This window comes from Bacillus sp. SIMBA_026 (assembly GCF_046535335.1).
Classification (GTDB): Bacteria; Bacillota; Bacilli; order Bacillales; family Bacillaceae; genus Bacillus; species Bacillus velezensis.
The window spans coordinates 1,806,146-1,830,166 of sequence record NZ_JAWRWX010000001.1; the positions used below are offsets into that span (position 1 = coordinate 1,806,146).

The 24,021-nt window shown below is 47.6% G+C and carries 26 protein-coding genes and 2 other annotated features; of the genes, 3 read left to right on the top strand and 23 right to left on the bottom strand.

Going from position 1 to position 24,021, the window contains the following annotated elements; all coding sequences use genetic code 11:
• Window positions 1–69: 69 nt before the first annotated feature.
• Genes nadA through nadB form a run of 3 tightly spaced genes read right to left on the bottom strand, consistent with a single transcriptional unit; the run spans window position 70 to window position 3,570 of the window.
• Window positions 70–1,173, bottom strand: a complete 1,104-nt coding sequence (gene nadA, locus SB847_RS08715; RefSeq protein ID WP_029326050.1) for a quinolinate synthase NadA — start codon at window positions 1,171–1,173, stop codon at window positions 70–72.
• Window position 1,174: 1 nt separating this feature from the next.
• The gene (nadC, locus tag SB847_RS08720) at window positions 1,175–2,023 is read right to left on the bottom strand and encodes a carboxylating nicotinate-nucleotide diphosphorylase (RefSeq protein ID WP_410577532.1); all 849 of its coding nucleotides are present in this window, start codon (window positions 2,021–2,023) and stop codon (window positions 1,175–1,177) included.
• Complete coding sequence (gene nadB, locus SB847_RS08725; RefSeq protein WP_410577534.1) at window positions 2,005–3,570, bottom strand: L-aspartate oxidase; 1,566 nt, start codon at window positions 3,568–3,570, stop codon at window positions 2,005–2,007. The genes nadC and nadB overlap by 19 nt, the downstream gene beginning before the upstream one ends.
• Before the next feature lie 106 nt (window positions 3,571–3,676).
• On the opposite strand from nadB, the gene SB847_RS08730 reads away from it, so the two are divergent.
• Window positions 3,677–4,828 (top strand): IscS subfamily cysteine desulfurase, encoded by a 1,152-nt coding sequence (locus SB847_RS08730; protein ID WP_410577536.1) that lies wholly within the window; start codon window positions 3,677–3,679, stop codon window positions 4,826–4,828.
• On the top strand, window positions 4,825–5,367 hold the full coding sequence (locus tag SB847_RS08735; RefSeq protein ID WP_038459375.1) for a transcription repressor NadR: 543 nt from the start codon (window positions 4,825–4,827) through the stop codon (window positions 5,365–5,367). The genes SB847_RS08730 and SB847_RS08735 overlap by 4 nt, the downstream gene beginning before the upstream one ends.
• A gap of 25 nt (window positions 5,368–5,392) precedes the next feature.
• Here SB847_RS08735 and pheA read toward each other — a convergent pair whose 3' ends face one another.
• The 20 genes from pheA to SB847_RS08835 all read right to left on the bottom strand — a co-directional run bounded on the left by pheA (window position 5,393) and on the right by SB847_RS08835 (window position 23,367).
• Window positions 5,393–6,250, bottom strand: a complete 858-nt coding sequence (gene pheA, locus SB847_RS08740) for a prephenate dehydratase (RefSeq protein WP_003152668.1) — start codon at window positions 6,248–6,250, stop codon at window positions 5,393–5,395.
• 13 nt (window positions 6,251–6,263) lie between these two features.
• Complete coding sequence (gene thrR, locus SB847_RS08745) at window positions 6,264–6,707, bottom strand: transcriptional regulator ThrR (protein WP_007408173.1); 444 nt, start codon at window positions 6,705–6,707, stop codon at window positions 6,264–6,266.
• 55 nt (window positions 6,708–6,762) lie between these two features.
• A complete protein-coding gene (gene obgE, locus SB847_RS08750; protein WP_007408172.1) occupies window positions 6,763–8,049 on the bottom strand; it encodes a GTPase ObgE in 1,287 nt (428 codons plus the stop codon).
• A 31-nt stretch (window positions 8,050–8,080) separates the two neighbouring features.
• Window positions 8,081–8,659: a sporulation initiation phosphotransferase B gene (locus SB847_RS08755; RefSeq protein WP_032873815.1), complete on the bottom strand. Its 579-nt coding sequence runs from the start codon at window positions 8,657–8,659 to the stop codon at window positions 8,081–8,083.
• A 317-nt stretch (window positions 8,660–8,976) separates the two neighbouring features.
• Complete coding sequence (rpmA, locus tag SB847_RS08760; RefSeq protein ID WP_003152662.1) at window positions 8,977–9,261, bottom strand: 50S ribosomal protein L27; 285 nt, start codon at window positions 9,259–9,261, stop codon at window positions 8,977–8,979.
• A 12-nt stretch (window positions 9,262–9,273) separates the two neighbouring features.
• A complete protein-coding gene (locus SB847_RS08765; RefSeq protein WP_012118103.1) occupies window positions 9,274–9,615 on the bottom strand; it encodes a ribosomal-processing cysteine protease Prp in 342 nt (113 codons plus the stop codon).
• A 2-nt stretch (window positions 9,616–9,617) separates the two neighbouring features.
• Window positions 9,618–9,926 carry a 50S ribosomal protein L21 gene (rplU, locus tag SB847_RS08770; protein ID WP_003152660.1) on the bottom strand — a complete coding sequence of 103 codons (309 nt, stop codon included), beginning with the start codon at window positions 9,924–9,926 and terminating at the stop codon, window positions 9,618–9,620.
• Window positions 9,927–9,939: 13 nt separating this feature from the next.
• Window positions 9,940–10,013 (bottom strand) — a sequence feature (ribosomal protein L21 leader region).
• A 58-nt stretch (window positions 10,014–10,071) separates the two neighbouring features.
• A complete protein-coding gene (locus tag SB847_RS08775) occupies window positions 10,072–10,938 on the bottom strand; it encodes a M50 family metallopeptidase (protein WP_088461173.1) in 867 nt (288 codons plus the stop codon).
• Complete coding sequence (locus SB847_RS08780) at window positions 10,931–11,734, bottom strand: M23 family metallopeptidase (RefSeq protein WP_007408168.1); 804 nt, start codon at window positions 11,732–11,734, stop codon at window positions 10,931–10,933. The genes SB847_RS08775 and SB847_RS08780 overlap by 8 nt, the downstream gene beginning before the upstream one ends.
• A 127-nt stretch (window positions 11,735–11,861) precedes the next feature.
• Window positions 11,862–12,665, bottom strand: coding sequence for a septum site-determining protein MinD (minD, locus tag SB847_RS08785; RefSeq protein WP_003152655.1), 804 nt, complete (start codon window positions 12,663–12,665; stop codon window positions 11,862–11,864).
• Window positions 12,666–12,667: 2 nt separating this feature from the next.
• Window positions 12,668–13,348, bottom strand: a complete 681-nt coding sequence (gene minC, locus SB847_RS08790) for a septum site-determining protein MinC (protein ID WP_088461174.1) — start codon at window positions 13,346–13,348, stop codon at window positions 12,668–12,670.
• Between the two features lie 53 nt (window positions 13,349–13,401).
• Window positions 13,402–13,920: a rod shape-determining protein MreD gene (mreD, locus tag SB847_RS08795; protein ID WP_007408167.1), complete on the bottom strand. Its 519-nt coding sequence runs from the start codon at window positions 13,918–13,920 to the stop codon at window positions 13,402–13,404.
• Window positions 13,917–14,780 (bottom strand): rod shape-determining protein MreC, encoded by an 864-nt coding sequence (gene mreC / locus SB847_RS08800; protein ID WP_007408166.1) that lies wholly within the window; start codon window positions 14,778–14,780, stop codon window positions 13,917–13,919. The genes mreD and mreC overlap by 4 nt, the downstream gene beginning before the upstream one ends.
• 30 nt (window positions 14,781–14,810) lie before the next feature.
• Entirely contained in the window at window positions 14,811–15,824 is a 1,014-nt protein-coding gene (gene mreB, locus SB847_RS08805) for a cell shape-determining protein MreB (protein ID WP_003152647.1), read from the bottom strand.
• 91 nt (window positions 15,825–15,915) lie between these two features.
• Window positions 15,916–16,611, bottom strand: coding sequence for a RadC family protein (gene radC, locus SB847_RS08810; RefSeq protein WP_007408165.1), 696 nt, complete (start codon window positions 16,609–16,611; stop codon window positions 15,916–15,918).
• Window positions 16,612–16,642: 31 nt separating this feature from the next.
• Window positions 16,643–17,212 (bottom strand): Maf family protein, encoded by a 570-nt coding sequence (locus SB847_RS08815; protein WP_012118105.1) that lies wholly within the window; start codon window positions 17,210–17,212, stop codon window positions 16,643–16,645.
• Between the two features lie 140 nt (window positions 17,213–17,352).
• Window positions 17,353–18,354, bottom strand: a complete 1,002-nt coding sequence (locus tag SB847_RS08820; RefSeq protein ID WP_052827693.1) for an SPOR domain-containing protein — start codon at window positions 18,352–18,354, stop codon at window positions 17,353–17,355.
• A gap of 126 nt (window positions 18,355–18,480) precedes the next feature.
• Window positions 18,481–19,233, bottom strand: coding sequence for a prepilin peptidase (locus tag SB847_RS08825; RefSeq protein WP_410577539.1), 753 nt, complete (start codon window positions 19,231–19,233; stop codon window positions 18,481–18,483).
• 140 nt (window positions 19,234–19,373) lie between these two features.
• The gene (locus tag SB847_RS08830; RefSeq protein ID WP_410577541.1) at window positions 19,374–20,666 is read right to left on the bottom strand and encodes a bifunctional folylpolyglutamate synthase/dihydrofolate synthase; all 1,293 of its coding nucleotides are present in this window, start codon (window positions 20,664–20,666) and stop codon (window positions 19,374–19,376) included.
• Between the two features lie 58 nt (window positions 20,667–20,724).
• Window positions 20,725–23,367, bottom strand: a complete 2,643-nt coding sequence (locus tag SB847_RS08835; RefSeq protein WP_020956152.1) for a valine--tRNA ligase — start codon at window positions 23,365–23,367, stop codon at window positions 20,725–20,727.
• A gap of 58 nt (window positions 23,368–23,425) precedes the next feature.
• Window positions 23,426–23,647 (bottom strand) — a binding site (T-box leader).
• Window positions 23,648–23,819: 172 nt separating this feature from the next.
• Between SB847_RS08835 and SB847_RS08840 the strand changes: the two genes are divergently transcribed.
• Window positions 23,820–24,011, top strand: a complete 192-nt coding sequence (locus SB847_RS08840) for a hypothetical protein (protein ID WP_007612879.1) — start codon at window positions 23,820–23,822, stop codon at window positions 24,009–24,011.
• Window positions 24,012–24,021: the final 10 nt, after the last annotated feature.

Here is a 24,021-nt window from a genome sequence, read left to right on the forward strand (position 1 = left end):
TTCACACTATATGCCGGTGGACTGGGCATGATGATAAAAAATTTTGGGAAGGAGGGGAATTTTTTATAATTACGTATGACTCAGCATTCTGTTCAAAGCACGAAGCGCTTCTGTCCGAACCGCTTCCGGAACTTTAATGACACCCTTCGGCTCGCCTTTTTCAAGCTGCTCAAGCGACCACAATAAATGCGGCAGGTCGATTCTGTTCATTGTCAGACACGGACACATATCGGGATTCAATGATTCAATCTGTTTATCCGGATGCGATTGAATGAGGCGCTGAACAAGATTCATTTCCGTGCCGATCGCCCATTTGCTTCCCGGTTCAGCCTGTTCGATCGTATCAATAATGTATTTGGTAGACCCGCTGTCGTCACTGAGCGAGACCACTTCCCGCGAACATTCCGGATGAACAATAATGCGGATGCCGGAATCCCGCTGCCGCAGCTGAGAAATATTTTCCGCTGTAAACTTTTCGTGTACGGAGCAATGCCCTTTCCAAAGGATAACCTTAATGTTTTCCGGATGGTCAGTAAGCAATCGGTTCTGCACCGGGTCCCATACAGCCATTTCTGTCAGCGGAATGCCGAGGTCATAGGCCGTATTTCTGCCTAAATGCTGATCCGGCAAAAATAAAATTCTCTCTTTTTGTTTAAAAGCCCATTTCAGCACACTCCGGGCATTTGAAGAGGTGACGGTCGCTCCCCCGTGCCGTCCGACGAATGCTTTAATTTCCGCCGTCGAGTTAACATATGTTAATGGAATGATGGTGTTACCGTACAGTTCTTGAAGCTCTTGCCATGCTTTGTCCGTCTGCTGAATATCTGCCATATCAGCCATCGAGCATCCGGCGCGCATGTCGGGCAAAATGACGGTTTGGTTATCATCAGTCAGCATATCAGCGGTTTCCGCCATAAAATGCACGCCGCAAAACACAATATATTCCGCCTCTTTATTTTTTTCTGCCACTTGAGCAAGCTGCAGGGAGTCACCTGCCGTATCGGCGAATTGTATTACTTCGTCTTTTTGATAGTGATGCCCCGGAATGAACAGACGCTTTCCGAAAGCCCGTTTAATGGCGGCGACCCGCTTTTCCATTTCTCCGGTGCTCATGTCTTTATAATGGCTCGGCATCATTTCGGCTGATGCAGTTAGCACGTCAAAAATAGACATCTTAAAAATCCCCCTGTTCCGCAGCCTCAACATCCATGCTGATGTCGGCGCTTTTTACTGAATGAGTCAGAAATCCGAGTGAAATATATTGGACGCCCGTTCCTTTATAAGCGGGCAATGTGTCGAGCGTTATGCCTCCGGATGCTTCCGTTTTGATATGTCCCGGTGTCATGGCTGCAAAACGCCGGACGGACTCAGGCGGACAGTTGTCAAACATAATAACGTCTGCGCCCGCTTCTATTGCCTCGAGCAGCTGCTGTTCGGATTCGATTTCGACTTCCACCGCAAGCATCTGCCCCGCCGTTTTTCTTGCCCGCTCCACGGCCGCCTTTATCGATCCGCAGGCGGCAATATGATTATCTTTTATCATGATGCCGTCATATAAGCCGAAGCGATGATTAAAGCCGCCTCCGACCCGAACGGCGTATTTTTCCAGCATTCTGAGCCCGGGTGTCGTTTTTCTCGTATCACAAATCTTAATGGACGGATCATCAAGACGCCTTTTGGCCTCATCCGTCATTGTCGCAATGCCTGACATTCTTTGTATGAGATTCAGAATGACCCGCTCCCCCGTAAGAAGAGCCGCCGCCTGGCCTTCCATTTCAGCGAGCACGTCTCCTTTTTTCATCCGTTCTCCGTCTTTTTTCAGGGAGCGGATGCGGATGTCATCGTGTAAAAGCTTCCATCCTTCACGGATAACGGCTTCTCCGGCAAACACGCCGTCTGTTTTTGCGATAATTCGCGCTTTACATTGCTGATCAGAAAAAATCGCTTGTGACGTCGCATCACCCGTTCCGATATCTTCCTGAAAAAAATGAGTCAGCATTTGTTTCAGCTGCAGAATGTCCATAGTTCCCCAATCCTTTCGTTTTTTCTGATAACTGTTCCAGATGTTGAATGAATGATTTGTTTTCCGTGCCACTCTTTCTCCGTCCCGGGAAAATCAGCGCGAAAATGAGCGCCCCTGCTTTCTTCCCGAATAAGGGCTGAGGTCACAACAAGTTGCGCAGTCTTCCATAAGCAGGATAGCTCGGCTTGTTCTATTGTGATATCCTTCACATTTATATGACGCACAGATACGTTGTTAAGCCAGGATGCCAGCGCCTGCATGTTTTCTTTATCCCTGACGATGCCCGCTCCGGTTGTCATTTTGGCTTGAAGCACATGAAGCGTTGTGTCCGGCACTTCTAAGATGACGTCAGATTTCTTCGGGGTTTTTTTATATCTTCCGTTTAACGGCGTTTGAGTGATATGTTCAGCACATCGTTGCCCGCTTGCCAGCGCTTCCAGCAGTGAGTTGCTCGCAAGGCGGTTCGCCCCGTGCAATCCTGTGCAGGCGGTCTCGCCTATGGCGTACAAATCAGGCACGGACGTTTTTCCCCATGTATCGGCTTTTACTCCGCCCATTAAAAAATGCATTCCGGGTGCTACAGGAATCCCGCTTTCAAGATCAACACCGGCTGTTTGACAAATACCTGTTATGGTCGGAAAACGTTTCTTAAAATCGGCTATTCGGCTGCAATTTATAAAAACAGGATTTTCTTTCATCATTTCTTCATAAATCGCCCGCGAAACCACATCCCGGGGCGCCAAATCTTCTAGCGCGTGTCTGCCAGCCATGATCCTGCGCCCGAAGCGATCCGCTAAATATCCGCCTTCTCCTCTCACTGCTTCAGAAATCAGGCCGTATACAGTCCCGTTTTTCACAAGGAGGGTCGGGTGGAACTGGGTGAACTCCATATCCGTGATCTCAGCTCCAGCGCGGAAGGCAAGAGCGATGCCGTCTCCCGTTATGGCGGAATCATTTGTGTGATATTGGTACAAACTGCCGCAGCCGCCTGATGCAAGCACTACACAATCCGCTCTTCTGTAAGAAACAGCGCCTGAAGCATCCATTACGGCAACGCCTGCGCATCGTCCGTGTTCAATCAGAAGATCAACAACCGTCTCGTGTTCAATGATCCGTATGCCGTCCCTCAGCTTCTGAACCAGAAACTCAACCAACATCCGTCCGGTCGCATCTCCCCCGGCGTGCAGAATCCTCCTTTTGGAATGAGCGCCTTCCCTGCCGAGACAAAACGTTCCGTCCGACTTCGTATCAAAAGGGAAATGGCCTTCTATCAGCCTGTTTATCATGCTCTGTCCGCTTTTCAGCAAATGCCGCACGGCTGTCATGTCATTGTGTCCGCATCCCGCATACAGTGTATCGTTCACATGGGATTCTATAGAGTCATCTTTTGCGTATGAAACAGCAATCCCGCCTTGAGCATAATGCGAATTGCTGTTCGTTACGCTTCTCTTTGTGATGACGGTCACTTGGTATGACGGAGGAAATGAGGAAGCACAGGCAAGGGCCGCCGTCCCCGAACCAATGACGATAATTGTTTTTTCAGTCATACATCACCCTCCTGTATATTTACACCTGTCTTGACACCTATATTTACACAACGATAAAATAAACTCAAGCTTTTTTTTAAACATAAACGGATAGGAGACGGGCTGTATGATTTATCTTGATTACGCGGCGGGAGCGCCTTTAAGCAAAGAAGCCGCGAAAGTCTTTCAGCATCTCAGCACAGAGGTATACGGCAATGCAAGCAGCCTTCATGACGCCGGAGGAAGAGCGGCGGACGTGCTGGAATATTGCAGACATTCTGCAGGAAAATTGATCGGCGGAGCGGCAGACGGCATTTACTTTACAAGCGGCGGAACGGAAGCGAACATCTTGGCCGTCCAATCATTGCTGCACGGTCTGCCCGATCACAAAAAACACTTTATTACGACCGCAATGGAACACCATTCGATCCATAATGCCGCGGCGTTTTTAGCTGACTGGGGAATTGATGTCACCATCATATATCCCGACGAAAACGGCCTTATAACCGAAGACATACTGGCGGCTCATATCCGTCCTGACACGGGGCTCGTTTCCATACAGCACGCCAATTCAGAAACCGGCCTCATCCAGCCTGTGGATCGCCTGGCCGCTTTTCTTCACCAGAGAAACATTTTGCTTCATTGCGATTGTGTTCAAAGTTTCGGCAAACTGCCGATTGATGCGGATCAGGCGGGAATCGACGCCCTTTCCGTCTCCGGTCATAAAGTATACGGCCCGAAAGGCACCGGGGCTGTTTACATTCGGCCCGGTGTCAGCTGGAATCCGGTTTATCCGCATACCGTGCATGAAAACGGGTTCAGGCCCGGTACGGTGAATGTGCCGGCCATCGGCGCTTTTACCGCTGCTGCGGAGTATGCAGTGAAACATATGGAGGAGCACCGTGAGCATGCTGACAGGCTGAGGAATTATTTGTATGACCAGATTCGGCGTCAAGGCCTCCCCATTTCATTTTCAGAGGAAGAAACCGGCGGTGAATGCCTGCCCCACATTGTCGGGTGTTTTTTTCACTCCTTTGAAGGACAATATATTATGTTAGAATGTAATCGTAACGATATTTGCATCTCAACCGGGAGCGCATGTTCCGCCGGCAGCCACGGCCCTTCTTCAGCTATGAAGGCGCTGAGAAAAACCGAACGGGAAGCGCGGCAGTTTTTCCGGATCTCATTCGGAAACGAAACAACATGTGAACAGCTCGATATGCTGATACATACATTTACGGCGCTATGGGAGCAAAAGAAAGGAGAATCAGCAATTTGACAGAAGGAACGAAGCTTACTGGGGAGAAAAGACGCGACATGCTGCTTCATTGGCTGAAAGAAGCCGGCTCGCCATTAACAGGAGGCGAATTGGCTAAAAAAGCAAATGTCTCAAGACAGGTGATCGTGCAGGACATATCACTCTTGAAAGCAAAAAACGAGCCGATCATCGCGACGAGCCAAGGCTACTTATACATCAGCATGAATGCCGGCGGCGGAAATAACGCCGAACGGATTGTCGCCTGTCTGCACGGCCCGGAGCGGACGGAAGAAGAGCTTGAACTCATTGTCGATGAAGGCGTCACCATAAAGGACGTCATTATTGAACACCCCGTATACGGCGATTTAACCGCCGCCATAAGAGTCAGCACACGGAAAGAAGTCAAACAATTCATGGATCACATTAATTCGACAAATGCCGCTTACCTTTCACAGCTGACCGAAGGCGTGCACCTCCATACGTTAAGCGCCCCGACAAAAGAGCGGATTGACCAAGCCTGCCAAGCGCTGGACGACGCGGGTATTTTAATAAAAGATTAAAAAAAAGCCCCCTGAAGGGCTTTTTTTATATCGAATAGGATTGATATGTTCCCAGAAGCTTGACCCGGCAGCCGAGGGCTTCCATCTCTTGAACGGCACCGGGAATGAGAACCTGATCCATCGCCTGTTCAATATCAATAATAAAGAAATAGTTGCCGAGACCCGTTTTTGTCGGGCGCGATTCGATCTTTGATAAATTCAGGTTTCTCCATGAAAAAGCGGACAGCACCCTGTGCAGTGCACCTGATTGGTCATCTTGGGGAAGCGTTACCATCATCGTCGTTTTCGGCCGTGAAGACAGTTTCGCATTCACTTCGAATGAGACGTCTTTTTCAGGCGAAAGAATGACAAATCTCGTGTGGTTGTCCTGATAATCCTGAATATCCCGCTTCACGATGCTCAATCCGTATGTAGCGGCGGCCATTTCATTTGCAATCACGCCGATCGGAAGGTCCGAATGCTCACTGACATACTTGGCAGCCGCACCTGTTGACTTCGCATACTCATAAGGAACGGACGAAAAATGCCGGTGAAGAAATTTGTGGCATTGCGCAATCGCATGGGAATGAGAATAAATTTTCTCAAGCTTTTTCCACTCATTTTCTCTCGAAGGGTGAACGAGCAGATGCTGGTGAATCGGCAGCGTCATTTCCCCCACGATCGCAAGAGGCTGCTCATGAATCAAGTAGTCAATCGTTAAGTTAACCGAGCCCTCCAGCGCGTTTTCCAAAGGAACAAATGCAAGATCAACTTCTCCCGCAACCGCCGCATCCATGCATGCCGGTATTGTTTGATAAGGTGCTTGTGTCACGCTGTTTTGAAAGCAGGAACTGACTGCTAGATGTGTAAATGTGGCTTCTGGCCCTAAATAACCGACTTTCATGTCTCTTCTCTCCTTACGCGCCTGACCCTAAGATCTCAACTTTTTCTATAAAATCAAATTTTCTCAGTTTATTCATTAACGTATGAATGTTTTCTTCCATTGCGGAAGTACTGATTGAGAGCGTGACATTCGCTCTGCCCTGAAGCGGAATCGTCTGGTGAATGGAAAGCACGTTGCTTCCTGAGTCAGCCACCGCCTGCAAAAGCTGGGATAACGCGCCTGACCGATCCTCCAAATGAAAGAAAAGTGTGATTATTTGTTCTTTAACCATCGTGTAAAAAGGGAAAACCGCATCTCGGTATTTGTAAAAAGCGCTTCTGCTTAAATCAACTTTCTGCACGGCATCTGCAACCGATTCAGCCTTTTTTCTGTCCAGCAGCTTTTTGACTTCAAGGGTTTTCCGCATCGCATCAGGCAGAACGTCTTCACGCACTAAATAAAATGTCTCTTCTTTCACCTGCACCCCTCCCTTTTACATCAGAGAGCCTGCAATGCAAGCTCTCCGTTTTTTTTTAATCAATAAATTCAAATTCAAATTCCAGAAGCCGGATGATATCGCCGTCTTTCGCACCGCGTTCTCTGAGCGCTTCATCAACGCCCATACCGCGCATCTGTCTTGCAAAACGCTTGACGGATTCGTCACGGGAGAAGTCAGTCATTTTAAAGAGGCGTTCCAGACTGTCACCTGAAAGCACAAACGCACCGTCCGGATCACGGGTAATGTTAAATGGAATTTCTTCGTCTTCCATCGTGTACATTACGCGGTTTTCCGCCAGTTCTTCTTCATCATACAGCGGGAATTCAGGCGTTGTTTCCAGCTGGTTGGCGACTTCAAACAGAAGATCGCGGAGCCCTTCTCTCGTCACCGCGCTGATCGGGAAGACAGGATGGTCATCCTGAAGCTTTTCTTTAAACGCTTTAAGATTTTCAGCCGCTTCGGGCATGTCCATTTTATTCGCAACGATAATTTGCGGACGCTCCGTCAGCCGCAGATTATATTCACTGAGCTCCTGATTAATGGTCACATAATCCTCATACGGATCACGGCCTTCCATCGCTGACATGTCAATGACGTGAACGATGACGCGCGTCCGTTCGATATGGCGGAGAAATTGGTGGCCTAAGCCGACTCCTTCATGCGCTCCTTCAATCAAACCGGGCAGATCCGCCATGACGAAGCTTCTTCCGTCATCCGTTTCCACCATGCCCAGATTCGGAACAAGCGTTGTAAAATGATAATCGGCGATTTTCGGCTTTGCCGATGAAACGACAGACAGAAGCGTAGATTTTCCGACGCTCGGGAAGCCGACGAGACCTACGTCTGCAAGCACTTTCAGTTCAAGCACGATATAGCGCTCTTTTCCGGGCTCTCCGTGCTCTGACAGCTGCGGTGCCGGGTTGGCCGGTGTCGCAAAGCGGGTATTTCCGCGTCCGCCGCGTCCGCCTTTTGCGATGACGGCGCGCTGCCCGTGCTCAGTCAGATCGGCAATGACCTGTTTTGTATCGTCATCCGTTACGACTGTGCCGGGCGGAACTTTAACAACCATATCGTCCGCATTTCTGCCGTGCTGGTTTTTAGACATGCCGTGCTCGCCGCGTATCGCTTTGAAATGCCGCTGGTACCGGAAGTCCATGAGCGTGCGCAGTCCTTCATCAACCTCAAAAACGACGTCGCCTCCATTACCTCCGTCACCGCCGGCAGGCCCGCCTTTCGGCACATATTTTTCACGGCGGAACGCAACCATTCCGTTACCGCCGTCGCCGCCTTTTACATATACTTTCACCTGATCTACAAACATAATATCCTCCGTTCTAAACCGTAAAAAACCGCTAGTTCATTCCAATTTCGGCCACACATTCATGGCCGGTCAGCTCAAATTGCATGACATCAAAGTCCTCATACCGGGATTTGCGAAATTCATCAAACACATCTGCATTTGCAATCGTTCCATGAAAATCGAGATATACAATAAGCTGTCTGTCAGGGTGATCCGTCTGCAGCGATACGGTCAGATGATTTTCACTTTCATTGCTTACTGCCAGACCGAACAGATGAAACAGTTTTCTCATCAGGTTCGACAGCTTTTGATCATATGCCGATAAATCTTTAATTTCTCCGAGCACTTCGTATTCGAGTCTCATATAACGGGACTTCCAATTAAATGTAAGAAAGTCAAACGCCAAGTGCGGGGCTTTCAGGTTTGAGAGCTTTGATTCGTGCTTTGCATCTATGACCATTTCGTCAATAATTTCAACGACCCTGTCATACTTCTGCAAACTTAAGTTTCCTTTTATCAGCTGCAGCTTATTCATCCAATCATGACGGAAATGGCCCATTAATTGGATCAGCTCATTGATCAAAGCCGCATCGCTTACAGGTTCTTCTTGTTTCTTCGATACATCCTTCATTTTCGCACTCCCAATCGTTTAATTTCTTTTTAGGAGTCTTGATAAGTGTGTACTATGAATTATAACAGAGAAGGCTTTGTTAAAAAAACACTTGTTTTTCCTGGTTCATCATGTTCCTTTTTCGGATCGCATACAATGCGGATGCCAGGCAGAAACATTTTTGGTATCACTGCTTGGGGAACATATCCAGTGGGTATGGGAAGCTGATGTCCTCATTCAAGGCGGGGTTCACTCACGCATCCTCTGCTTTTCATTCTTGATGTTACTCCGCTTACTGCAAAAAAAACTCCAGTCAACGACCGGAGTTTTTTGTGTCATTATTGAGCTACAGGATATACGCTCACTTTTTTGCGGTCACGGCCGAAACGTTCGAATTTAACAGTTCCGTCGATTTTAGCAAAAAGAGTGTCATCTCCTCCGCGGCCCACGTTTTCACCTGGGTAGATTTTCGTTCCGCGTTGACGGTAAAGGATAGATCCGCCTGTTACGAATTGACCGTCTGCACGTTTAGCGCCTAAACGTTTAGATTCAGAGTCACGTCCGTTCTTTGTAGAACCTACACCTTTTTTAGAAGCGAAAAACTGAAGATCTAATCTAAGCATGTAACTCACCTCCTATATTTGGTTTGCAGTCAACCGTAAGTGTTCACTGTAATCCCGCTCGATCGTTTCAAGAGAAACAATCATGCCTTCAATCAGCAGCTGCGCTTTTTGCAAAGCTTCCTGATCAGCGGCTTCAGGGAATTCAAAGTAGAAATAACCCCCGTCCTCGCCTATATCAAGAATCGGTTCGAGAGGAGCCAGCGCGATAACCGCATTGACCGCTCCGAAAACGACAGCTGTGACCCCGGCGCATACGAGATCTCGTCCATGTTCAGCAAAATCGGCATGTCCCGTCATTTCAAAGGACAAAATGCCCCCGTCATTCCGGGATCTTCGAATTGTTGCCTCAATCATGCTTACGCGTTGATTTTTTCGATTGTCAATTTAGTATAAGGCTGACGATGACCTTGTTTTTTATGAACATTTTTCTTTGGCTTGTAACGGAAAACAGTGATTTTTTTCGCACGGCCTTGTTTTTCAACTTTAGCTGTAACTGTCGCGCCTGCAACTGTTGGGTTGCCGACTTTCACGCTGTCTCCGCCAACAAACAATACGTCTTCAAACGTCACTGTTTCACCTGCTTCAGCAGCAAGTTTTTCGATGTAAACAGTTTGACCTTCTTCAACTTTGATTTGTTTTCCGCCTGTTTTAATGATTGCGTACATTCTCTGCACCTCCTATTAGACTAAGACTCGCCAGCAACAGGGGGCTTTAAAGCTCTTATCACCTGTCCCGAGCGGTTGTAGCATTGGTGCTACATCCATAACATTAAAAAATATATCAGAACCAAAAGGATATGTCAATCTATTTCTAGTAAGGCAGCAGCAGGTCTTCCATAGAAGAATCTGTCCGTTTATCGGCAAAATACGCATGAAGCACTTCATTTTCATCGAGCTGGCTGAGCTTTTCTCCGGCTTTTTCAATGATAATAGGGTGCTTGCATCCCCGTTTGAATTCGGCCATGACATGCTTTACTTTGGCATCGGCCGCGACCGTCAAAGGATGCAGCATGGCGACATCGCGGTTTTTGCCGTAGTATCGCTCCAAAAGAAACCTCAGCTGAATATAGTGCCGCTTCCGGTATTCATCCCATAAAGAAGCGGTGAGAAAGACGAACAGCACCCATGCGCTGACCTGAAGGGGGACGGCCAGCACAATCCAGCAGCAGAGCAAAAGCGCGGAAACGGCCGATGTCTGCAGGCTGAGAAGATGCGCTTTTTGAAAAGCCATTTGTTTAGAGAAGTATAAAAACACAAACTTTCCGCCGTCAAGCGGCCAGATCGGCAAAAGATTGATGAAAAGAATGGAGAGATTATAAAAGGTAAACATCTCAAATGTCTGCTCACTTGCAAAACCTGACATGAAAAAGAGCCAGGCTGCCGCCTGAAGCCACACATGCTGAAGCGGGCCCGCCAGGATGACCGCGAATTCCTCTTTAAGCGGCCGGTTTCCGTGCTCCTCCACCTCAACCGTCCCGCCGAAAGGGAGCAGAAAGATTCGTTTAATGCGCCACGAAAAAAACTCAGCCAGAGCAGCATGCCCCAGCTCATGAACGGATACGACCAGCAAAAGACACAGCAGCGCTTTGATGTGCCCCGTCATAAGACCAAGCCCCATGATAATCCAAAGAAAAGGATGGACATGAACTTTGAAAAGGAGGCTGAGCCATTTATTCATCAAAAGTGATCACCTGGATCGGATCTATGAATTTATCGCCATCCTGGATCGCGAAATAGTACTGGCCTTTACTTTTATCGTTGAGCTTGATCGAACCGATCTTTTTCCCTTTATCGACAAAGTCGTACAATGAAACGTTAACATCTTTTAGCCGGCCGTAAATGCTGCTTGTATTGTCGGCATGCTGCACCTTCACCGTCAGGCCTGTTTTTTTATCTTTGCTCACTTCCATAATGTAGCCTTCTTTTACGCTGTCAATGGCTTCACTGGCAGTTTCGACGACGACGCCTTCTCCGTTATTTTGAAAGTCCTGCTGGATTTTCCCCGCGGCAGGAACGGCCATATCCTGACTGACCGCCACCTGACCGTCCTTCTTTTTCGTTCCCGGCGTAAGAAAAGCGAGCGGGTTTCCGAAGGAAGATACGAACCAATTGCTTACGGCAGCAAACTGAAATTCTTTTTGAAAGGTTTGTGCGATCGCCGGTTTGATCTGACTCAGCGGCTGTTTGTCAGTTTTATAGGCAATAGCGGAGATCAGTACGAGACAGGCGGCCAGCAGGCATTTTAAAATAATAGAATGAGCGCTGATCAATGGATGCCGTCCGTTAAATTCGGGCGGGTGTTCCGTTTGATATTCGTAGTCCGGTAGAAGCTTGTGCTTTTCCTGCTCCTTGACCGTCTGCCACGCGGGAAAATTCTGCGTTTGGGCGTTTTGAACGAAAGTCCGTTTTGATTCAGGCCGCTGTTTTCTTCTTTTGGCCAGTCTTTTTCTAATTTCATCAGCTCTGTGACTCATCGCCATCATCCTTTGCAATCGTTGGGTTTGTACATCCTATGTCTTGTCCATTGCAAATATGCGCTCTTGAAAAACAAAAAAGACCTGATAAGCTGGGCTTCATCAGATCTTTGTATTCTGGTATATATTATGAACGCACGCCGAAAAATGACTTGATTTTCGCCATCATCCCTTTTTGCTGCTCTTCAAGCACCTGCAAAGGAACGGATTCTCCTAAAATGCGCCGGGCGATATTGCGGTACGCAATGCTGGCGCGGTTTTTGGAATTCATGGCAATCGGTTCGCCGATATTTGAAGCCCTGATCACTTCATCATCGTCAGCAACGATTCCGAGGAGATCAATAGACAGATGATGAACAACTTCATCCACATCCATCGTGTCACCGTTTTTCACCAGGTGATTTCTGATGCGGTTCACGATAAGGCGCGGCGGTTCAATATCTTCCTGCTCCAAAAGTCCGATAATGCGGTCAGCGTCCCGCACCGCTGATATTTCCGGCGTCGTCACAACAATCGCCTTATCAGCTCCGGAGACGGCATTTTTATAGCCTTGTTCAATTCCGGCCGGACAATCAATAATGACATAATCAAATTCCTGCTTAAGCTCCTGCACAAGCGATTTGATCTGCTCAGGGACAACAGCCGTCTTGTCGCTTGTCTGGGCAGCCGGCATTAAATGAAGCAGATCATCAAAACGTTTGTCTTTGACAAGCGCCTGATGCGTCTTGCATCTGCCTTCAATTACATCTACTAAGTCGTAAATAATTCTGTTTTCAAGACCCATTACGACATCAAGGTTGCGCAGTCCTATATCTGTGTCTACCAAACAGACGCGCTTCCCTAAAATGGCTAAGGCGGTACCGAGGTTTGCAGATGTTGTTGTTTTACCTACTCCGCCTTTTCCCGAAGTTATTACGATAGCCTCACCCAATTTCACATTCCTCCCTCAAGCCTTGTTAGATCAGGTCTTAAATGAGCCAATTGCTGAAGGCGTTCAATGACCATATTTCCGTCAGTATCTAAATAAGCACATTCCATGTCGTTCCCTTTTTGAATGTGGTCTGGGGAGCGATTTAACACGTGATTGATCCTCAATTGTGTCGGCATCATTTCGGATGCGGCGATCACAGCCCGGTTATTTCCGTTATAACCCGCGTGGGCAATCCCTTTTAATGAACCGAGAACAAATATATTTCCTCCGGCTCTGATCGTACCGCCGGGATTCACATCTCCGATTAAAAGCAAATCTCCCGTCACGTGAAGCACCTGGCCCGAACGGACGATTTTGCAAACAGAAACAATTTCCTGCTCCTCTTTCATCCGCTGCGCTTCTTCTTTGGCGATGACTTCACTGTCAATTGAATGCACGACTAAATCTTTCTTTGACGCGATCAGATCAGTCAGCTGCTCTGCCTGTTCCTGATACAGATACCGATGCCCGAGTTTAATATGAACACTGATTTTTTGGCCTTTGCCATCAGTATATTGTTCAATCGACAGCATGTTTTGAAGACCATCGAGAAGCTCATCAAAAGAACACGCATCATCCAGATGCAATGTTAAGCCGTTTTTTGTTCCTTTTATTGTTACATATTGCTGCTTTTTGGTCTTCATCAATGTTCACCTCAACAACATACTCTTTTCGTCAAAAAAAGATAAAATCCTTTTTACTCATCTCTTAATTCTTTCTTCAGACTTATATAAAACAGCCTGAAGGGCAGGACTAATATAACGGCTCCCGCAATATTCAGCAAAGCGGTGGGCAAGAACCGCTGAATGACAAAATCGTTAAACGTCATTGTGCCGCTGCGGATTAACGTCTGAATGCCGTAAACGTAAAATTCAAGCACGCATACGCTCAGCACCGCGACCAAAATGACCATCAGGGCGTTTGTCTGAAGCACTTTAAACGCTTTGGCCGCCAGATAGCATAAACCGGCAAAACCAAACATATAAACGCCTAAAACACCCGTATAATTAATGTCATAAAGAAATCCGAAAATCAAACCGTAGATCACCGCATGCTTTTGGTTGATATAAGCGGACATAAAAATCAGCGCAAGCAAAAGAAAATGCGGAACGACCTGCTGCTCGACGGAAACGAAAGGAAAACGCACCAGATCGGTATAGATGCTTTCCGCACAAAAGACCAAAATCATAATCAAAGGGAGAAGGAAACGTTTCACGATCCTTCCTCCCCTGTTGCTACGCTTCGGTTCACGACGATGACATGGTCAAGATCGTACAGGTCGGCAGCCGGTTTCACGTAAGCGATTTTCGTCAGGCCGTAAGCATCTGATTCTACATCGGTCACTTCCCCGACCGTAAGCCCTTGAGGAAATACGCCGCCCGTTCCGGATGTCTCCACGAGGTCGCCTTTTTTCACTTCGCGTTTTTCATCCGGCTCAAGGATGGTCATTTTCAGAGTCTGTTTCTTTTTATCATACCCTTCAATTAAACCGTAGCCTTTGCTTCCCTTTTTGCCGGAGATTTTGGTGGCTACTCTGTTATTGCGGTCAACATCGCTCAGCAGCTGAACGGCGGATGTGAAACTGTTGAGTCCGCTGCTTTTGATCTTCCCGACCAGCGCACCCTTTTCGTTCGTGACAGCCATGTCTTTGGCCACTTTCTGCTTCGTTCCCTTATTGATCATGATCTGCTTGTACCATTGATCAGGGTTTCTGGCGATAACGGTCGCTAAAATCGGATCATAGTCGGAAATTGATTTGACATGTCCGAGTTCATCACGCAGCTTCTTGTTTTCATCTTTGAGTTCTTGGAGCTTCGCTTCATATTGTGTCTGTCCGTCCAGCTTTTGTCTTAAGCGTTCGTTTTCCTTGTACGTGTTTTTCAGGTCTTTTATGTCCCCGAAGAACCCTGCAAAATATTCGGCAGGCGTGTGAAAAATGTTTTGAAATACTCCCGTCGTATCACCGATCAGCTTTTCAGGCCAGGTGGTATTACGGCCGTTCTTCAGCGAGAATCCAATCATAGCCACCAATATGATAATACACAGAAGTAATAGCATTAACCGTTTGTTCGGCATCGTGATACACCTCTTCTATTTAACTCCTGATTATCTTGTTTTTCCTTTGAAAAGATGGATGTGTTCCAGTGCTTTTCCAGTGCCGATCGCAACACAATCCAGCGGATCTTCAGCGATAAGAACAGGCATTTTCGTTTCGTCGCTGATGACTTTGTCGAGATTGCGCAGCAGGGCGCCTCCCCCTGTTAATACAATACCTCTGTCCATAATATCAGCGGCCAGCTCAGGCGGTGTTTTTTCAAGCGTGCTCTTCACCGCGTCAACGATTGAGAGAACTGTATCACGCAGTGCATTTGCAATTTCCGTTCCCGTGATTTCGATCGTTTTCGGCAGACCTGTCAGAAGATCGCGGCCGCGGATTTCCATTGACGCATTTTCTTCACCGGTTTCTGCTGAACCGATTTCCATTTTAATAGCTTCCGCCGTACGGTCACCGATCATCAGATTATATGTTTTTCTGATATAGCTGATGATTGAGTCGTCCATTTCGTCACCGGCTACGCGGATTGACTGAGACGTAACAATGCCGCCTAAAGAAATGATCGCCACTTCAGTTGTTCCGCCGCCGATATCAACGACCATGCTGCCCGTCGGCTCCCATACCGGAAGATTCGCGCCGATTGCTGCCGCAAACGGTTCTTCAATCGGATAAGCGTCACGTGCGCCCGCTTGTCTTGTCGCGTCGATGACCGCCCGTTCTTCAACGGCCGTAATACCTGACGGCACACACACCATAACGTAAGGCTTTCTCGCAAACAATCCTTTATTTTTCACAGCCTGATTAATGTAGTATTTCATCATTGTCGCAGTTGTTTCATAGTCAGCGATAACGCCGTCTTTCATCGGACGGAGCGCAACCACGTTGCCCGGAGTTCTTCCGATCATGTTTTTCGCATCGTTACCGACCGCAACGATGGACTTCGTATCCGTTTGCAGAGCAACGACAGACGGCTCTCTCACTACAATTCCTTTTCCTTTAACAAACACAAGCGTATTCGCGGTTCCCAAATCTATACCAAGGTCTCTTGTACCAATTCCGAACATATGTATGTATCTTCCTTTCTTAAAGCAAAAATACCCTAAAGGGAAAAACTCATAAAATCTATTATATCTTAAATCAACGAAAAAAAAAGTGTTACAAATATCCTTTTTCCTTTAAACTCACAAATTTTTTGTCACCAATGACCAAATGATCCAGCAGCTCGATGCCGATTAAATTTCCGCACTCAAAAAGCCGCCTGGTTACCTCTATATCTTCCCTGCTCGGTGTAGGATCTCCTGAAGGATGATTGTGAACACAAATGAAGGACGCGGCGGATCGTTTGAAAGCTTCTTTAAACACCTCCCGCGGGTGGACAATAGATGAATTCAGACTTCCGATAAAAACGGTGCGTTTATGAATGACTTGATTTTTGGTATTTAAATATAAACAGACAAAATGCTCCTGGGATAAAAAGCGCATATCCTCCATCACATACTTCGCCCCGTCTTCCGGAGAGCGGATGACGCAATGCTCCCCGGCGGATGTCTTATGAATGCGGCTCCCCAGCTCAATTGCGGCAAGAATCTGAACGGCTTTCACCGTGCCGATTCCCGGAATGCTGGAAAGCTCCTGGGCAGAGGCGCCTTTTAACAGTCGCAGCCCGTCAAACGTCCGCAGCAGCCGGTGAGCGAGGTTCATGACGGACTCATGTTTCGTTCCCGTCCGCAGCAGGATGGCGAGCAATTCATTGTTAGAGAGATGTTCGGCTCCGAAGTGCAGAAGCCGCTCTCTCGGTTTTTCTTTTTCGGGGAAATCTCTTAATTTTAACGGCAGATCACGGATGATCAACCCCTCCTTGTTCCCCTTCCCGGTTTGAACATCAAGCTTTTATATTAAATTCTTTCAAGGCTCTCATTGTTTTAGCGACAGGAAGCCCGACGACAGAATAAAAATCACCGTCTATTTTTTTCACTAAAAGCGCGCCTTTTCCTTGGATGCCGTATGCACCTGCTTTATCCATCGGTTCTTTTGTTTCAATGTAGAGCTGTATGTCGTCTTCACTGAGCGGCCAAAACGTCACTTCCGTCGTGTCACAGAACGTTTCTTTCCGGTCATGCGTCTGAATGCTGACCGCCGTAATGACTTGATGGCTTCGGCCGGAAAGCCTCCGCAGCATGTGTGCCGCTTCTTCTCTGTCATGCGGTTTGCCGAGGCATTCGCCGTCTATGCACACCATCGTGTCAGCCCCGATAACGACTGCATCGGGATTTTCGGCCAATACAGCACCAGCTTTTTGCTCGGCCAAACATTGGACGTTTTCTTCCGGCGAAAGGTTTCGATTTAATTTTTCTTCTGTGCGGCTTGCAATAATGCTGTAAGGAATCTGAAGAAGATTAAGGAGTTCTTTTCTTCGCGGAGATTGTGATGCGAGTATTAAGCGTTTTGTCATGGTTGTCATCCTTTCAGGGTTTGCTTAAGAAAAAAAGATACTTGTCTATCCTACCAAATCTAACGGGCAACCACAATTTCAGAAAAATAACTTTTTGATGACAAAATAAAAAATCCCGCCGGATGACGGGAAATAAGATACTATTTTACAACACTTAAAAGCTCTTTTTGGGCTTTCCAGCCGGATTCTGAACCCGACGTTTCCAGTTCTTTCAGCGCTTGAAGCACGGCCTCTTTCTGCTTTTTGTCAGCGGCGTCTGCACCGTCTGCCGCTTTTGCCGCTTCAGCCACTTCCGTTTTTGAAAGATCTTTGCCGGTAATCGCTTTGGCGGAGAGCTCAGATGCTTGTTTAAAAGAGTCTTCCAGTCCTGAATCGACCGCAAAGCTGAGCTCTTTTCCGCCCCAAGCCTCAAAATCATGGTCTATCAGCGTCTGTCCCAATTGCTGTGATAAGCTTTTTTCCGCTGCAAGCCCGGCGATCACGTATGTGTATCCGTCTTCTTTTGCCAGAGAGACGGCCGAGTATCCTTTTTCAGTCAGCTGGTCAACAAGCGTTTGCGCTCCTTTTTCTGATGAAAATTTTCCGGCCTGCACCGCATATGTTTTATAGTTTCCCTCTGAAGATTCCGCATCTCCTGTGCCGGCTGTTTCAGATTTGTCTTTAGAAACATCTCCCGCTTTCGCCGTCTGCCCTTGTGAACCTTTGTCAGCTGATGCCGGAGCGGCGGCTTCTTTACTTCCCGACATATTTAAGGCGACAAGGCCGAGCCCGGTGCCTAAAACAGCCGCAACGGCAATTGTCGTGACCGCTTTTTTAACTGGAGAAGACGGCTGCTTTTTTTTCGGAAAATGAGGGCCTGTTTTTTTCTTCTGGTATGGCGGCACGACTTTCGGGTCATCTTCAAATACCTCAGAATTCTTCTCATGGTCCCAATTGAAATCTTCTTCTTTCGGATCTTCATGGGATGCGGCGGTCTCCTGTTCCGCCTTTTTTGTTTCTTCCCAATTTGAAAATGTGACGGTCTTCTCCCCGCCTTCTTTCACATCTTCTTGTCCATACATCGTTTCTTCTTGTCCGTTAATGGTTACTTTAAGGGCATTGTTTTTGGCTTTGCTGTGCTTTTTGCTCTTCCTTTTTTTCAACGTCTCTTCCCCCTTGCATTCGTCTTGGCCGTACCTTGAACTGATCATGGTTCACACTTTAGCATAGGCGTAAAAAAAAAGAACAAGACTTTTGTCGTCTTGTCCAAAAAACGTTCGCCAAATTTTTCAAGCCCCGCCTGAAGCGAGCTTGATGTAAAACGAAAACAGCTCTTCACCGTATAAATAACTCAAAGCGCTCCCGGCTGAGATGGCCGGCGCAAACGGAAATGGCTGCTTTTTACCAAGCCTGCCCCGGGCTGCGGCGCACATACCGTATACGGCTCCGATCATAACGGAAAGAAAGAATGCAATGAGCACGAGCTTCACGCCGAGCGTCAGACCGATCACCCCAAACAGTTTCACATCACCTGCGCCGATGCCTCCTTTACTGGCAAACATGATAAAAACAAGCAGAAAAAATCCGCAAACGGCTCCGGCAAACCCTGCATACCATGAATCCAGCGGAGAAAACATACGCCCGGCGATGAAAAGCGGAAGAAAAAACAGCAGAACTTTGTCAGGAATCAGCATAAATTGCAGATCCGTCATAGTAACAATCATGAGCAGAGACAGAAATAACAGCGCGACTAACAGTTCTTTTGAGAAACCGAAATGAATGCCTGCAGCCGTGAATAAACACGCCGTCCAGCATTCCGCCGCCGGATACATAACCGACAGCTTTGCACGGCAGTTTCTGCATCTGCCTCTTTGCAGAATATAGGAAACGACGGGCACAAGCTCCCCCCAGGAGAGCGGCAAGCGGCAAAACGAACAGGCTGAACGCGGCGAAATAACCGAGATTCGAAGCGGGATACGGCACGCTGCTGTATAAAAAAAAGAACCGAAAATTAAGCCGAGAAAAAACAGAATCAAAAGCACTCAGACCACACCTTTACTATCAATCTGGCTCAGATTATAGCAAAGAAAAACAACCTGACTGAAATGGCTGAAAATATATTTTCAGCATAAAAACACCCGGCAAAACCTGAAAAGGGTCTGCCGGGCATCCCGAGGGGCTGTCAGATAAGCCGCTTTCTCATTTCTGAAATAAAATATAAGGAACCGGTAATGATGATGACATCATCCGCACCATCTTTTTGTTCAATCCACTCTTTCACACTGTCCGGGTTTTCATCGAAGCTCTTATCCGCTAGACTGCTTGCGTTATAAAGGGCTTCAGCGCTTGAAGCACGCGGAAAGTCAAATGATACAAAGTGAATAGAGTCTGCTTCGTTTTCAAGCTTTTTAATCATTTCCTGATACGGTTTGTCTTTTAATGCGCTGAATACGACATGGACGTTTTTATCGGCAAAGCGCTGCCTGATCGTTTCTGTCAGCGTTTCAACGCCCTCTTCGTTATGTGCGCCGTCCGCAAACACTAAAGGGCGGCTTTGAAGACGTTCAAACCGGCCCGGCCATGATGCTTTTTTCAGGCCGTTTCGCATTGCTTCTTCAGAAATGGCTGCGGCTCCCAGACGATTCATCCATTCAGCGGCCAATATCGCCAATGCCGCATTCTGCCTTTGGTGAATGCCGATCAGCGACGTTTGAATGTTTTCATAGCATTTCGTTTCCGTTTCCAGCGAAAAGCTTTCACCGGACGGAAGCGCCGCTTCATTAAACAGTCTGCACGTTTTATATAGTGACTGATACGGAGCCTGCTTTTTTTCGGCTTCCGCTTCAATAACGCCGAGTGCTTCCGGCTGATTGACGCCCGTAATGACCGGAATGGAATTTTTAATGATACCGGCTTTCTGCCCGGCGATCTCCTCGATGGTATTGCCTAAAATCGCCATATGGTCATGTCCGATACTTGTAATGACCGACAGGAGCGGTTTCACAATATTGGTTGAATCAAATGTGCCGCCGAGCCCCGCTTCAAAAATGACAAAATCGATATCAGCCCGCTTCGCAAAATATAAAAATGCACACGCTGTAATGATTTCAAATTCTGTCACCGTTCCGGAATCGGTCTTATCGAGTTCATCCACTATCGGTTTTATGTCATTAACGAGCGTTCTCCATTCCTCATCAGAAATCGGCGTGCCGTTGACGCTGATACGCTCATTAAACGTAATGATGTAAGGCGATGTGAACGTGCCGACCGTATAACCGGCTTCTTGAAGCACGGAACGGATAAAAGCGACGGTCGATCCTTTGCCGTTTGTGCCCGCCACATGAATAGCGCGAATGTTCTTTTCCGGGTGTTCCAGTTTTTCCATCAGCTTTTCCATACGGAGAAGGCCCGGCTTAACGCCGAACTTGAGTCTGCCGTGAATCCAGCTGATCGCTTCTTTGTACGTATTAAACAATGAAATCCCCTCTTTTATACGACAAGGCGGTTTCTTAGGAAACCGCCCCGCTGTTTTATCAGCCTTTCAGCTCTGCAATCCGCTGCCGGACAGCTTCGCGTTTTGCCGTGTAGTCTTTCTCTTTTCCGCGTTCTTCTTCAATGACATGTTCAGGAGCTTTTTTAATGAACCCTTCGTTGCCGAGTTTTTTCTGAACGCGTTCGACCTCTTTTGTCAGCTTGTCGAATTCTTTTTGCAGACGGGCGATCTCCTCATCAATGTTAATCAGCCCTTCAAGCGGCAGAATGACTTCCGCTCCGGTGACGACCGCTGTCATCGCTTTGTCTGCCGCAGTGATATCCGTCCCGATTTTCAGCGTGCTCGGATTCGTAAAGCGTTCAACGTAAGAACGGTTCTTTTCCAGGCGGCCGGCAATGTCTTCGGTAGCTGTTTTAATGTAAAGCTCAACCTGCTTGCTCATCGGCGTGTTGACTTCGCTCCGGATATTGCGGACAGAACGGATTAATTCAACGAGCAGTTTCATATCCGCCGCTGCCTCTTTATCCGTATGCTCCGGCACCGGAACCGGCCAAGAGCTGATCGTGATTGACTCGCCTTCATGAGGAAGATGCTGCCAGATTTCTTCCGTTAAGAATGGCATAAACGGGTGAAGAAGACGCATCGTCTGGTCAAGCACGTATGCCAGAACAGAACGGGTTGTTTTCTTCGCCGCTTCATCTTCACCGTACAGCGGAAGCTTCGCCATTTCGATATACCAGTCGCACACATCGTCCCAGATAAAGTTGTACAGGTGGCGTCCGACTTCACCGAATTCATAACGATCCGCAAGCTGTGTTACGTCTTCTATCGTTTCATTCAGTCTTGTGAGGATCCACTTATCAGCAACTGATTTTTCACCGGACAGATCAAGCTCGTCATACGTCATGCCGTCCATGTTCATTAATGCAAAACGGGAGGCGTTCCAAATTTTATTTGCGAAATTCCATGTGGATTCCACTTTTTCATAGCTGAAACGGAGATCCTGTCCCGGTGAACTTCCGGTTGCCAGGAAGTAGCGCAGTGAATCCGCTCCGTACTTGTCGATGACATCCATCGGGTCCACGCCGTTCCCAAGGGATTTACTCATTTTTCTGCCCTGCTCGTCACGGATTAAGCCGTGAATCAGCACATCTTTGAACGGACGCTCGCCGGTAAACTCAAGGCCTTGGAAAATCATCCGGGATACCCAGAAGAAAATGATGTCATATCCCGTTACAAGAACATCGGTTGAGTAATACCGCTTAAAGTCTTCAGCGTTTTCATCAGGCCAGCCCATTGTAGAAAACGGCCAAAGCGCGGAGCTGAACCATGTATCAAGCACGTCTGAATCCTGTTCCCAATTTTCACTGTCCTCAGGCGCCTCAAGGCCGACGTACACTTCTTTTGTTTCTTTGTGATACCAAGCCGGGATGCGGTGGCCCCACCACAGCTGACGGGAAATACACCAATCACGGATATTTTCCATCCAGTGCAGGTACGTTTTCTCGAACCGGTCAGGAACGAAGTGAACTTTCTCTTCTTTTGACTGAAGGTCAACCGCAGCATCGGCCAGCGGCTGCATTTTGACAAACCATTGTGTGGACAGGTACGGCTCAACAACGGCGCCGCTTCTCTCACTGTGGCCGACAGAATGCATATGGTCTTCGATTTTAAAGAGAACACCGGATTCCTGAAGATCTTTGACGAGTTTTTTGCGGCATTCAAACCGGTCCATGCCGTTATATTGCAGCGCTTTTTCATTCATTGTTCCGTCTTCATTCATGACGAGAATCCGCTCTAAATTGTGGCGGTTTCCGAGTTCAAAGTCATTCGGATCATGGGCAGGCGTGATTTTAACGGCGCCTGATCCGAATTCCATATCAACATAATCATCGCCGACGATCGGAATTTCGCGGTTTGTAATCGGCAGAATCACCGTTTTGCCGATTAAGTGCTTGTAGCGCTCATCTTCAGGATGAACCGCGACAGCCGTGTCGCCAAGCATCGTTTCCGGACGGGTGGTCGCGATTTCAATTGAGCCTGAACCGTCTGCTAACGGGTAGCGCAAATGATAAAACGCGCCCTGTACGTCTTTGTAAATCACTTCAATATCGGATAAAGCCGTTTTTGTGGCAGGGTCCCAGTTGATGATATATTCGCCTCTGTAAATCAAGCCTTTTTTGTACAGCTTGACGAATACTTCCCGCACGGCTTTGTTCAGCCCTTCATCAAGAGTGAAACGTTCACGTGAATAATCGAGTCCAAGTCCCATCTTGGCCCATTGGCTGCGGATGAAATCAGCATACTCTTCCTTCCACTTCCACGTTTCTTCCAGAAACTTTTCACGGCCGAGGTCATAACGGCTTGTGCCCTGTTCGCGGAGTTTCGCTTCGACTTTTGCCTGAGTGGCGATGCCGGCGTGATCCATGCCCGGAAGCCAGAGCACGTCATAGCCCTGCATGCGTTTCATACGCGTAACGATATCTTGCAGCGTCGTATCCCACGCATGTCCGAGGTGCAGCCTGCCCGTCACATTCGGCGGCGGAATGACGACAGAATACGGCTGTTTCGTTTGATCGCCGCCCGCTTCAAAATATTTTCCTTTCAGCCAAAAATCATAGCGGCCTTTTTCAATCGCAGACGGATCATATTTTGTCGGCATTGTTTGTTCATTTGTATCCATGATAACCCTCCAGCATGTTTAGAAATGGCTGAGCAACTAAAAAAGAGCCTTCATCCTGATAAAGGACGAAAAGCTCTTTCGCGGTACCACCTTTTTTCATGAACAGATTTGTTCATGCACTTAAACGGATAACGGGTGCGGCCCGAATTTCTCTACTGTATGTTCAAGAAATTATGCTCCCGGGCGACCTTCCAATGAGACGGCATAAGAAGCCTTTCAGCACAGTAGCTTCTCTCTCTTCATGCGTCTTTCTTGTACTCTTCCCGTTCAAAGCAGGTGTATTTATATCAGCTCATGATCTTATTTATTATGTTCTTTATTATAGTAAAAGTGTTTTTGATTCGTCAATCATCTTTTCCAAAAACCGCTGCCGTCATACATAAATGGGCATGCACCCCGCCCTTTCCCTTACATACGATACATAGAAAGGCGAATGTGAGGAGGAATTGCCCGTGAGAAAAAAATTCAATTCTTATTCGCTCCCCCAGTGGGCCAGACAGGTCCGCCTTGTATCCGCGCAAGTCATAATCCCGATTACGATCTTTCAGGGGATCAGGACGATTTTCTTTCCGACCACTTTTGATGTCCTGCTGCTTGCCATCCTGCTGTTTTTAGCGTGCGCCCTGCATTTGGAATGGATATAAAAAAACGAGT